Origin of the sequence: Pandoraea sp. ISTKB, from assembly GCF_001721285.1 — a bacterium.
GTDB classification, from domain to species: Bacteria; Pseudomonadota; Gammaproteobacteria; order Burkholderiales; family Burkholderiaceae; genus Pandoraea; species Pandoraea capi.
In genome coordinates this window covers 128945-141016 of the sequence record NZ_MAOS01000001.1, presented here as the reverse complement: position 1 = coordinate 141016, position 12072 = coordinate 128945, and the positions used below count along the sequence as shown (strand labels likewise).

Below are 12072 nucleotides of genomic sequence, written 5' to 3'. Positions count from 1 at the left end.
ATCAAGATTGGAGGAGACATGACTTCACAGACGACGACGGCGTCACAGCCGTTCGGCGGCACACCCGCGCCTGCGGCGAGTGCAACGGTGGTCGAGGAATCGACCTATCGCAAGATCGCGTGGCGCACGCTGCCATTGCTGTTCGTGTGCTACATCATCAACTACATCGACCGTGCGAACATCGGCATCGCACAGATTCAGTTCAAGGCGGATCTGCACTTCAGCGATCTCGTCTACGGCATTGGCGCGGGGCTGTTCTTCGTCGGCTTTCTGCTCTTCGAGGTGCCGAGCAATCTGATGCTCGCCCGCATGGGCGCACGCAAGACGCTGCTGCGCATCATGACGCTCTGGGGTGCGGTGTCCTGCGCCATGATGTTCGTGCGCACGCCCACGGAGTTCTATGTCGCCCGCATGCTGCTCGGCGCGGCCGAGGCGGGTTTCTTCCCCGGCCTGATCCTGTATCTCAGCTACTGGTTCCCGGCGGAGCGGCGGGCGCGTGTGACTGCGTTGTCATTCGTCGCCATTCCGATTGCCACGATGATCGGTGCGCCCACGTCGGGCTGGATCATGCGCAGCTTTCATGAGATTCACGGACTGGCCGGCTGGCAGTGGATGTTCCTGCTCGAAGGGCTGCCTGCCATCGTGTTGGGCGTCGTGGTCTTCTTCGCGCTGGAGGACAAACCCGAATCGGCGAAGTGGCTGAGCGCGGACGAGAAGGCCCGGCTCACGAGCGTGCTCGGCGAGGAACGTCGTCAGAAAGCGAGCAAGGGTGGTCATGCCCATGGCCACGGCGGCACGCTGGCGGCGCTGCGCGACTGGCGCGTCTACATCGCGGGACTCGTGTCATTCTGTGCGTACGTGCTGGCCAGCACCATCGCGTTCTATGCGCCGCTGGTGATCCAGTCCACCGGTGTGAAGGATCCGTTCCACGTGGGGCTGCTCTCGGCGGTGCCGCCGGTGGTCGGCATCGTGTCGATGCTGATCGTCAGTCGTCATTCGGACCGCCATCGCGAGCGTCGCTGGCATGCTGCCGTGCCGCTGATGTTTGCGGCCGTCAGCCTGATGGTGATGCCGTATCTGTCGCACAACCTCGGGCTCGCCGTGCTGTTGCTCGCGATTGCGACGGCTGGACACCTGTCGAGTCTGTCGGTGTTCTGGACGATCCCGTCGACGTACCTGGCGCCCGCCAGCGCTGCGGCCGGGATTGCCGTCGTGAGCAGTATCGGGGCGCTGGGCGGGCTGGTCGGGCCGAGTGTGATCGGTTACGTGAAAACGACGACGGGCAGCCTGCCGCTGGGGTTGCAGGTCGCTGGCTGTTTCGTGTTGTTCGGCAGCGTGCTGTTGCTCGTCGGCATTCCGGCGCGGCTGTTGCCCAAGGGTGCTTCTCGGTCCTGACTCGTCGGCCTGAATCGCGGGCCTGAAACGGCGTTGCGAACCGCATGCATCGGCTGGGTAGTTCGGGAAGGTTTTGGGGTGTTCGCGGGTTTGACCGGGCATTGGCGAGGCGATAGCATGACGCCATTCCATTCCACCGTTCCGGCCCGCCCGACACATGCCCAAGCCTAACCCCTCGCGCTCGCCAGAACCGGCGAGCGCCGCACCGTCCGACTTGCGGCAACTCACGTCGTTTCAACTGCGTCAACTGACGAACATCTACACGAAGGGGTCGTCGAGCGTCTATGAGCGCAACTTCGGTCTGACGCTCAACGAATGGCGTTCCATTGCGCTGCTCCACAGCAGCGCGGGCATGTCGCTCAATCGCCTTGCCGAGCAGGCGCAGTTCGATCGCGGGCTGATGAGCCGCACGGTCAGTGCGCTCGAAGCGCGGGGCATCCTCCAGCGCAGCACCGACAGTGCCGATGCGCGCGGTGTCGTGATCTCGCTCACGGCGACCGGCCGCGATCTCGTCAAACAAGTCTTTCCCGTTGCCGAAGAACTCAACGACCGGCTGTTGTCCGTACTGACGCGCGCGGAGCGCGATGCATTGCCCAAGATACTTGACAAGCTCACGTATCAGGCAAGGATTATGCTGGATCAGGAGCGGGAAGAGGCTGGCGAAGACCTCTGATGTTGTTGTGGTTTGTGCGGTAAATTATTTGACAATGCATCATATGTCCCTTAGATTGACGAGCATCGTCAATGCGCGTCTGCGCGGTATTTCGAGGGACTTTTCATGCTTCAGACCCGCCTCACTCGGCTGTTGAATATCAAATATCCCATCATCCAGGCCGGGATGAGCTGGGCGTCGTCCAACGCGGCGTTGCCGATTGCCGTGTCGAATGCCGGCGGTCTGGGCGTGATCGCGGCCGGACCGATGTATCTCGATGCCTTTCGCGACACCGTGCGCGAGGTGAAGGCGGCGACCCAAGGCGCGTTTGCCGTCAATATCCCGTTGTATCGGCCGCAGGCCGAGCAGTTTCTCGATGTCATCGAGGAAGAAGGCGTGCCCGTCGTGATCGCGTCGCAGGGCGGTCCGAAGGCGCACCTTGCGCGCTTCCAGTCGCGAGGCGTTCGCTGGATACACGTGGTCTCGACGATGCCGCATGCGCGCAAGGCGGCGGACGCTGGCGTCGATGCCCTCGTGGTGGTCGGTGCGGAGGCGGGTGGACATCCGCCGGTCAATGGCGTGAGCACGCTCGTGGCCGTGCGCCGGGCCGTCGTCGAGTTCGATCTGCCGATCATCGCCGGAGGCGGTGTGGCGGATGGCTATGGCGTTGCGGCGTTGCTCGCGCTGGGCGCGGACGCCGTGCAACTCGGTACACGCTTTCTGGCCACGCGTGAGGCAGGCGTCCACGAGAATTACAAGCGTGCCGTGCTCGATACCGACATCGACGGCACGACGCTCGTCGGCGTGCGTGGATTGCCGGTGCGCATGACACGCAACCGTTTCGCCGAACGCGTGCTGCTTGCCGACAAAAACGAACCGGACGACGCGGCGTACGACACACTCTTCAAATCCAGCTCGCTCAAGCAGGCGGCGCTCGACGGCGACACGGACTGGGGCAAGGTGGAACTCGGTCAGTCGGCCGGGCTGATCGGCGACCTGCCCGGTGCGGCGGACGTCATGGCCCGGCTCGTGGCGGAATGCGAGAGCGCGGCGCACCGGCTCGCAGGCTGACCCGCTCGGCTTCGGGCACCCACACTGGCATGGACGACGACCGCGCACGGATTGCCGCCGGTCGTCGATTTCGTCATTTTTTTGTAATTTCTGCGTCAGTTCTCTGACGTCCCCCGCTCCTTAGACTGGCTTCACGTTGTTCACCGCAACGTCCGTATCCGGATGAACGAAGTCACGAAGTCAACTCAAGGAGCTCACATGCCCACTCGCCAACTGCGCGCTATCGCTGCGCGTACTGCTACTGCCGGCGCGCTGTTTGCCGCCGCCGCTGCTGCCGTCTTCCCCGCCCTGTCCGCGCATGCCGCCCCGGCGGCTACCGGTCCGATCAAGAACATCGTGCTCGTGCACGGCGCGTTCGTCGGCGGTGCCGGCTGGCGTCCGGTCTACGACCTGCTGGTCAAGGACGGCTATCACGTCACGCTGGTGCAGGAGCCGCTGACGTCGTTCCAGGAAGACGTGACCGCCACCAAGCGCGTGCTCGACGGTCTGGACGGCCCGGCAGTGCTGGTGGGCCACAGCTACGGCGGTGCAATCATCACTGAAGCGGGCAACGACGAACACGTCAAGGCGCTGGTGTACATCGCTGCGCACGCGCTGGATGTGGGCGAAACCGAAGCCAGCAACGGCAAGAAGTTTCCGAATCTGACCAAAGCGGTCGTGAAGACGCCGGACAACTACCTGTACCTGAACCCGAAGGACTATCCGGCCGACTTCGCCGCCGACCTGCCGCGTGCGCAGGCCGAATTCGAAGCCAACGCGCAGATGCCGACGGCCGCCTCGGTCTTCACCGCCCTGATTCCCGATCCGGCATGGAAGACGAAGCCGTCGTGGTATATGGTGGCCAAGGCCGACCGCATCATCAACCCGGATCTGGAACGGATGTATGCTGCACGTGCCCATGCGCACGCTGTCGAGATCGAGGGCGCCAGCCACTCGGTGTACGAGTCGCATCCGCAGGCCGTAGCGCGTCTGATCGAAGAAGCGGCGAACGCAGCGGGCAAGTAAGTCTGCGAGTAAGCTGGCGGTGACCGACGGTCGACCGCCAACCGGATGGCGGCCCTGGAGGCCGCCATGCCGTTATCGCTATTGGTTTTTTGAGAGCCTGCCGACACCATGCGCATTCTGGTCATAGATGACGAAGCGAAGACTGGCGAATATTTGCAGAACGGCCTGACCGAAGCCGGGTATGTGGTCGACGTGGCGCCCAACGGCATCGACGGTCTGCATATGGCGCAGGAGCTGACGTACGACCTGATTCTGCTCGACGTCATGATGCCCGGCATGGACGGCTGGACCGTCATGCGCAAGCTGGGCGATCGCACGCGCACGCCGGTGTTGTTCCTGAGTGCGCGGGGCACGCTCGAAGACCGTCTCAAAGGGCTCGATCTCGGCGCGGACGACTACCTCGTCAAGCCGTTTTCCTTTGCGGAGTTGCTCGCGCGCATTCGCATCATTCTGCGACGCGGGCAGCCGCAGTCGACCGACGATGTCTTACGTGTCGGCGATCTTTGCGTCGATGTGACCAAGCGTCGCGTCGAACGCGGCGGCACACGCATTACGCTGACCAACAAGGAATTCAATCTGCTGCACTTCTTCGTGCAGCACCCGGGCGAGGTCCTGTCGCGTGCGCTGATTGCATCGCGCGTGTGGGACATGAATTTCGACAGCGATACGAATGTGGTCGACGTGGCGGTGCGACGTCTGCGGCAGAAGATCGACGAGCCGTTCGCCACGCGGTTGATCCACACCGTGCATGGCGTGGGCTATCGCTGTGAGGAGATCGAATGACGGCCTTCTCCGGCACTACGGAAACGGCGCACGACAAACGCATGTCGCTCAGCACGCGTCTGGCGCTTGGCTTCGCGCTGATGGCGTTCGTCGCGATGGCGGTGGTCGGCTTCGCGCTGTACTGGAAGCTTGAGGCGCAGCTGGTGGTGCGCGACGATGGCGCGCTGGTCACGCGTGTCGATCAACTGCGCACGTTGATGCAGGATGTCGACGCGCACGATCTCATTCGCGACAAGCCGCATCTGTTCGCCAACATGCTGGGGAACACCGAGTCGCTGCTGGTCGTGGGATATCCTGGCGAGCCGCCGCTCATCGAGGTGAATCCCGGGCGTGCGATCGTGCCGCCGGTCACGCCCGTCGCCCCCGACGCCCCGTTGACGCTCGACGCCGTGCATCACACGCAGGCCGCCGACGGCACGCCGTTCATCTACGTGGCTGCGACCGCGCATGGGGTTACCGGCCAGCGCGATCTGCAAATCATGTCGGGTCGCCTGATGACCGAGCGCACGCGCATGCTGAGCGATTACCGCACCCAGATCTTCCTGTTTGCGACGACAGCGGCCTGTCTCGCGGCGCTGTTCGCGTTCTGGCTGGCGCGGCGTGGCATGCGTCCGCTGCGGCGGCTGGCGGTGCAGACGGCGTCCATCGGCGTCGGCACGCTCTCCACGCGGCTGCCGCAACGCGATACCCCGGCCGAACTCGATGCGCTCGTCGTGTCGATCAACGCGATGCTCGGACGGCTGGAGCGGGGCTTCACGCAATTGCAGCAGGTCTCGGCCGACATGGCGCACGACTTGCGCACGCCCATCGGCAACTTGCTGGGGCAGACGGAAGTCGGTCTCAGCCATTCGCGCGAGCCCGTGTATTACCAGCGTCTGCTGGGATCGAACTTCGAGGAGTTGCAACGTCTCTCGAAGATGATCGACAACATGCTGTTCCTCGCGCGTGCCGAACACGCGGATCACGCTATCGATCGTCGTTCGCTGGACGTGAATGATGAATTCGAACGCATCGCCGATTACTTCGAGGGGCTGGCAGACGAGCGTGGCCTGCGCATCGAACGCGAAGGCGACGGCGAAGTGCTGGCCGACGCCCAACTGCTGCGCCGCGCGATGGCCAACCTGATGGCAAATGCGGTGCGGCACGCGAACGAGGGCAGTGCGATTCGCCTGATCGCGGAGCAACGCAGCGACGAGACGCTGCTGCATGTGGAGAACCTTGGCGCGACGATCGAGGCGGCGCATCGCGATCGTTTGTTCGACCGGTTTTATCGGGCGGACGCGTCGCGGCAACGGTCGTCCGAGTCCAGCGGTCTCGGGCTGTCCATCGTGCGAAGCATCATGCAATTGCACGGCGGCGCGTGGCGCGTGACGAGCGAGAACGGCGTGACGCGCTTTACGCTGGTATTCCCGAAGGCGTGACGCCCGTGGGCGTCACGACCGAATGCCCCCGCTTCCCGATTTCCCTATCGCGTCCCACCGTTGATCGGGAAGTCGGGCTTGGCATCCTTCGCCGTCAGTCCCCATTTCTTCAGCAAGAGATCATAGGTGCCGTCCTTCTGGAGTTTGAGTAACGCCTGCCGGATCAGGTTGGCCAGTTGCTTGCCTTTCTCATCGACGCCGAAGCCGATTCCGTAAGGGGCTTCCGCGTTGTAATAGACGACCTTGTACTTCGCGGGAAACTTGCTCTCGTTGTAGTACCCGATCGGCGAGTCTACCCACGCCACCTGACTCGCCCCGGTCGACAGCGACAGCAGCGTCATGTTCGAGTCGGGGTAGGTGGCTACCGTCACCGGTTGCTTGCCCGCCTTCTGACATTTATCGCTCAGTACGCTGGCCTTTTCCATGGTTGCCGTGCCGCGTGGCAGCGCGAGTTGCATGCCACAGAGATCGTCGAGCGATTGCAGCTTCGTCGCCTTGGACGGCAGCGCGATGACCGTCAGCCCCATGTCCAGATAATCGACGAAGGTCACGACCTTCTGGCGCGACGTGAAGTCCGAGAGCGACAGCAGGACATCGAAGCGGTTGGCGCTCAGCCCCGGAATCAGCGCATCGAAAGAGGATTGCGCGAGCCTGACCTTCAGATCGAGCACCGCCGCTGCGGCCGACAGCAATTCCGGCGTGAAGCCGACGATATTGCCGTCCGCATCGACGAACTTGATTGGCGCGACATCGGGATTGACGCCTGCCGTGAGCGTGCCCCGATCGCGGTAGAACTTCGGCACCTGCGCGGCCAGCGCCGGATCGACTTTCGGGGCGGGCAGGGGCGTTGTCTCCACCGCGTACGCCGCGTCGGAGACGCCAAGTGACAGCGTGGCAAGTGCGGTGGCACAAGCGATGGAAAATACGCGACGTGTCGCGCAGAGGAAGTGACGAGTCATGCGAAGGCCTCGGTGAAGGGGACGTGCCGGGCACGTCCGGATGGCGATGAATGCCGGCGGGTCATGCCGCCCGCTGTGGGCTGTGGGCGAAGTCCCGGTGATGCCAGAGCAGGCAGTCGGCCTCCCGCGCGTCGTTGACGGTGGCCTTGACGATCTGCCCGACGATGATGCTGTGGGTGAATCCGTCGTGCACCTTCGCCAACTGGCATTCGAAGACGACGACCGCGTCGAGCAATGTCGGCACGTCGAGATCGCCCGTGCGCCAATGCGCCGGGTCGAATCGTTCCGGGCCGCGCAGCGACGTGAAGCGTCGCGCCACCGGCAACTGCTCGGCCGACAGCAGATTGACCGCGAAGCGACGGGTGCGAAGCAGGACGTCGTGCGCGGACGCCGACTTGTTGACGCACACGAGAATCGTTGCCGGGTCGGCCGACAGGCTGCATACCGACGTGGCGATCAGTCCGGAGGGCGTGCCTTGCTCATAGGTGGTCACTGCCGTGATGCCGCTGGCGAAGCAGGTCATGGCGTGACGGAAGACGTCGGTGGAAATTTGTTCGTTCATGCTCATACCTCATGAATTCCGATGAGGCCGATGCCTCGTTCATTCGTCGTTCAGTCACCGTAATGCAGCGTACCGAGGCCGAGGTTGCCGCGCAGTGTGCTGGCGGCGTACTCGGTGCGGAACAGGCCGCGACGTCGCAGTTCGGGCAGCACGAGTTCGACGAAGTCGTCGAGGCCGCCGGGAAGGATGGCGGGGCACAGGTTGAAGCCGTCAGCAGCGCCTTCGCGGAACCATGCCTCCATGTCGTCGACGATGTCCTCGGCCGTGCCGATGAGCTGACGTCCGCCCGATGCCCGGATCTTGTAGAGCTGGCGAATCGAGAGATTGTCGCGACGCGCCATTTCGATCAGGCCGTTGCCGATGCTGCTCACCGGCCCGGAACTGGTATCCGGCACCGGGCCGTCGAGGTCGTAGCCGGAGAGGTCGCCCAGCGTGCTGTAGAGGATCGACAGACCGCTCAGCGGATCGATCAGCTCCTGCAACCGATCGAACTTGTCTTGCGCTTCTTGCCGGGTTCGGCCGACGTAAGGCGTCAGGCCGGGCATGATCAGGAGCTGATCCGGCGTGCGGCCGTATTTCGCGAGACGGCCTTTCAGATCGGCGTAATAGGCCTTGGCCGACGCAATGTCGAATGAGGCGCTGTACACCACGTCGGCATTCTTCGCCGCAATTTCCCGGCCAGCCTCGGCCGCACCCGCCTGCACGATGATCGGACGGCCTTGCGGGGTTCGGGCGGAGTTCAGCGGCCCCCGGACCTGAAAATGTTTCCCCTTGTGGTTGGGGACATGCAGCTTGTCCTCGTCGTAAAACACGCCCGAGGCCTTATCCCGGATGAAGGCGTCGTCTTCCCAGCTATCCCAGAGCTTCTTCACGACGTCGACGAATTCGTCGGCGCGTTCGTATCGCACTTCGTAGCCGAGATGCTCGTCGCGATTGAAGTTCCACGCTTCCTGCTGCGACCAGGAGGTGACGACGTTCCAGCCCGCGCGACCCGCACTGATGTGGTCGATGGAGGCGTACTTACGCGCGATGTGGAAGGGCTCGTTGTACGTGGTCGACGCGGTGCCGACGAGGCCGATGCGCGACGTGCACGCGCCGATGGCCGCGAGCAGCGTGAGCGGTTCGAGTTCGGCATTCTTCGCGTCGCGCGCTGCCGAACCGCGAGGCGTGTCGGAGGCTCTTACGCCGACGCCGTCCGCGAAGAAGATCATGTCGAACTTCGCGGCTTCCGCCTTGCGTGCGCTTTCGAGGAAATAGTGGAAATCGATGGCGCCGTCGGCCGGCACATCGGGATGCCGCCACGCGGCCATGTGATAGCCCAGATAACGCATCGAGACACCGAGTCTCATCATTCCGTCGTTTGACATGTCGAATCCTGTTTTATCGAGTTTGTTATCGAGTGGGATGGGCGAGCGCGCGTCGTCATCCGCGCACATTGGCGAGAAAGCGTTTGCTGCGCTCCGTGCCCGAGCCCTGGAAGATGTGTTCGGGCGGCCCCTGATCGACGATGCGCCCGCCGTCCATGAAGACGACGTGATTCGAGACCTTGCGCGCAAAGTCCATCTCGTGCGTGACGACCACCATCGTGGTGCCGGCGCTCGCCAGTTCCTTCATGACGTCGAGCACCTCCTGCACCAGTTCCGGGTCGAGCGCGCTGGTGGGCTCGTCGAAGAGCATGACCTCGGGCTCCATGGCGAGCGCGCGGGCGATGGCAACGCGCTGCTTCTGGCCGCCGGAGAGTTGGGACGGGTAGTGATTCATCTTGTCCGACAGGCCCACTCTCGCGAGCAGATACTTGCCGCGTTCGATCACGTCCTTGCGCGCGGCGCCGCCGACGATGCGCGGACCGGCGAGCACGTTATCGAGCACCGAGTAGTGCGGAAAGAGATGGAACCCCTGAAACACCATGCCGAAGTAACGTCGCTGACGATCCAGTTCGCGCTTGGGCAGGCGCACGCAGCGTGTGCCGCGCATCTCGCTGCCCAGCACTTCGCCGTTGAACGTCACCACGCCGGCGTCGATCAGGTCGAGCATGTTGATGCAGCGAAGCAGCGTGCTTTTCCCCGACCCGGAGGGGCCGATGATGGCGACCACGTCGCCGCGATAGAGGTTGAAGTCGATGCCGTGCAAGGCGGTGAACGTGCCGAACTGCTTCGTCACATTGCGCATTTGCAGCAGCGGGGGCTGCGCGCGCAGATGGATCGCATCGTGGGTCGTGTTCATCACGGATGAACTCCTTTTCCAAAGCGCTTTTCGAGCAGGAGCTGACCGCACATCGCCAGACTGGTGAGGAACAGATACCAGAGACAGGCGACGGTCAGCAGGGGAATGGTCTCGAAGGTCGTCGAGTAGATCAGTTGCACGGTCGTGAGCAACTCCACGTAGCCGATGACCGAGGCGAGCGACGTGTTCTTGAACATCGTGATCAGCTCGTTGGCCAGCGGCGGAATGATGACGCGCACGGCCTGCGGAATGACCACGTGCCACATCATCCGGAAGTCGCTCATGCCCATGGCCTTGCAGGCTTCGCGCTGACCCTTGTCGACCGCACCCAGGCCGCTGCGAAAGATCTCGGCGCTGTGGCCGCCGAGGTAGATTGCCAGCCCGATCATGGCGGCGCTCAGGCGTGAGATCACGTTGCTCGTATCGATGTCGAACAGATTCATGTTCAGGAACGGCACCGGCAGATAGAAGCGGGGCACCAGCGCCGAGATGAAGAACAGGAAGAGCAGCATGGCGAGCGTGGGCGTGGCCCGCACGATCCATATGTAGGCGAAGGCCGCGCCACGCAGCACCGGGTTTTCCGCCATGCGACAGGCCGCGACGATGCCGCCGAGCACCAGGCCGAGCGCACTGGCCAGTGCCGTGAGGATCAGCGTGTTGCGCAGGCCGGCCAGCACGCGGGCATTGAAGAGGTAGTGCCCGACAACGTCCCACTGCCAGCGCGGGTTGTCGATGAACCATTGGTAGAAAAGGATCAGCGCCACGCCGAACAGGCCGTACCAGAGCCAGTCCGATTTCTTCGGACGGGGATGGATGCGTTGGTCCGCAGGCGGTGCCGGTACGGCGTCGTCGCGCGCCGCCGGTGGCGGGAGCGTGTACGTGGTTTCGTTACTCATGGGGTGAGTCATCCTCTCGAATATTGGGGTAAACCCCTTTTTCAATACATCTCGTTATTGCCGGTTTTTTCGTCGCCTGACCCCATAGAATGGGGAGATGTAAGAAGGTTAGAAAGTCAAAATCCGCTTGTGAAATGCTTTCTTTTTGCAAATCGATAATGTTTTGTTATTGGGTGCGCAGATGAAACTCCGCCAACTTGAGGCCTTCCGTGCCGTGATGCTTCACCAGACGGTCACGCTCGCGAGCGAGATGCTGCATATCTCGCAGCCTGCGACGACGCGTCTGATCGCGGATCTGGAGCGGTCGCTGAAATTCCGGCTGTTCGAGCGCGTGAAGGGACGGCTGTATCCGACGGTGGAGGCGCGTGCGCTGTACGAGGAAGTGCAGCGCTCTCTGGCGGGCGTGGATCGCATCGCCCGGGCCGCGGACGAGATTCGGAACATGCAGCGCGGCACGTTGCACGTGGCCGCCGCGCCGGCGCTGGCGCTTTCGTTCCTGCCGCATGCCATTTCGGACTATCTGAAGACCCGGCCCGAAGCGCATGTCTCGATGGTCATGCACTCGACCCGTTCGATTGTCGATATGGTCGTGGGGCAGCGTTGCGACGTCGGCTTTGCCCGTCTGTCCCTGAGCCATTCGACGGCGCACGGCGAGCGACTGGTGGCAGCGAAGATGGTCTGTGCGCTGCCTGCCGGGCACCCGTTATGCGACCGGGCCGCCATCGGTCCCAAAGACCTGGCGGGCGAACGTTTCGTGGCACACCCGCGCAGCGTGGAGGCGCGACTGCAAATCGATGCGTTGCTCGCGTCGCATGGCGTCGAGGTCAAGCTGCAAATGGAGAGCCAGATTTCCTACGCAATCTGCTCGTTCGTCGAGGCGGGGGCCGGCGTCGCGCTGATCGACGCTTTCAGTGCGTGGAGTTACCGGGGGACGGGGGTGGTATTCAAGCCGTTCGAACCGGCGATCTTTACCGATACGTCCGTGTTGACGCCGTCGCAGCGGCCCACACCGTTGCTGCTGAATTCGTTCGTGGACCATGTGCGCGCGTTCGCGAAGGAGAAGCTGGGCGACGCCATCGTCACCGGCACATGATCCGGTGCGTAC

General features: G+C 63.3%; 12 protein-coding genes. 7 read left to right on the top strand and 5 right to left on the bottom strand.

Features of this window, described 5'->3' with window-relative positions:
- Positions 1-18 precede the first annotated feature (18 nt).
- The 6 genes from A9762_RS00650 (at position 19) to A9762_RS00625 (ending at position 6327) form a co-directional block, all read left to right on the top strand.
- A complete protein-coding gene (locus tag A9762_RS00650) occupies positions 19-1395 on the top strand; it encodes an MFS transporter (protein ID WP_069340116.1) in 1377 nt (458 codons plus the stop codon).
- A 157-nt stretch (positions 1396-1552) separates the two neighbouring features.
- Entirely contained in the window at positions 1553-2068 is a 516-nt protein-coding gene (locus A9762_RS00645) for a MarR family winged helix-turn-helix transcriptional regulator (protein ID WP_069340115.1), read from the top strand.
- A gap of 105 nt (positions 2069-2173) precedes the next feature.
- Positions 2174-3118, top strand: a complete 945-nt coding sequence (locus tag A9762_RS00640) for a nitronate monooxygenase family protein (RefSeq protein ID WP_069340114.1) — start codon at positions 2174-2176, stop codon at positions 3116-3118.
- 198 nt (positions 3119-3316) lie between these two features.
- Positions 3317-4123 (top strand): alpha/beta fold hydrolase, encoded by an 807-nt coding sequence (locus A9762_RS00635; RefSeq protein ID WP_083253513.1) that lies wholly within the window; start codon positions 3317-3319, stop codon positions 4121-4123.
- A gap of 108 nt (positions 4124-4231) precedes the next feature.
- Positions 4232-4906 carry a heavy metal response regulator transcription factor gene (locus A9762_RS00630; protein WP_069340113.1) on the top strand — a complete coding sequence of 225 codons (675 nt, stop codon included), beginning with the start codon at positions 4232-4234 and terminating at the stop codon, positions 4904-4906.
- Positions 4903-6327, top strand: a complete 1425-nt coding sequence (locus A9762_RS00625) for a heavy metal sensor histidine kinase (protein WP_240493393.1) — start codon at positions 4903-4905, stop codon at positions 6325-6327. The genes A9762_RS00630 and A9762_RS00625 overlap by 4 nt, the downstream gene beginning before the upstream one ends.
- Before the next feature lie 44 nt (positions 6328-6371).
- Here the strand turns inward: A9762_RS00625 and A9762_RS00620 are convergent, their stop codons facing one another.
- From A9762_RS00620 to A9762_RS00600, 5 genes are all read right to left on the bottom strand, one after another.
- The gene (locus A9762_RS00620; RefSeq protein WP_069340112.1) at positions 6372-7286 is read right to left on the bottom strand and encodes an ABC transporter substrate-binding protein; all 915 of its coding nucleotides are present in this window, start codon (positions 7284-7286) and stop codon (positions 6372-6374) included.
- Between the two features lie 61 nt (positions 7287-7347).
- Positions 7348-7848: a flavin reductase family protein gene (locus A9762_RS00615; RefSeq protein WP_083253555.1), complete on the bottom strand. Its 501-nt coding sequence runs from the start codon at positions 7846-7848 to the stop codon at positions 7348-7350.
- Positions 7849-7898: 50 nt separating this feature from the next.
- Positions 7899-9215 carry an LLM class flavin-dependent oxidoreductase gene (locus A9762_RS00610; protein ID WP_069340427.1) on the bottom strand — a complete coding sequence of 439 codons (1317 nt, stop codon included), beginning with the start codon at positions 9213-9215 and terminating at the stop codon, positions 7899-7901.
- Positions 9216-9270: 55 nt separating this feature from the next.
- A complete protein-coding gene (locus A9762_RS00605) occupies positions 9271-10071 on the bottom strand; it encodes an amino acid ABC transporter ATP-binding protein (protein ID WP_069340110.1) in 801 nt (266 codons plus the stop codon).
- Positions 10071-10967 carry an amino acid ABC transporter permease gene (locus tag A9762_RS00600; RefSeq protein WP_069340109.1) on the bottom strand — a complete coding sequence of 299 codons (897 nt, stop codon included), beginning with the start codon at positions 10965-10967 and terminating at the stop codon, positions 10071-10073. Before A9762_RS00600 ends, A9762_RS00605 begins: the two co-directional genes overlap by 1 nt.
- 181 nt (positions 10968-11148) lie before the next feature.
- Here A9762_RS00600 and A9762_RS00595 point away from each other — a divergent pair, with 181 nt between their 5' ends.
- Positions 11149-12060: a LysR substrate-binding domain-containing protein gene (locus A9762_RS00595; RefSeq protein ID WP_069340108.1), complete on the top strand. Its 912-nt coding sequence runs from the start codon at positions 11149-11151 to the stop codon at positions 12058-12060.
- Positions 12061-12072 lie beyond the last annotated feature (12 nt).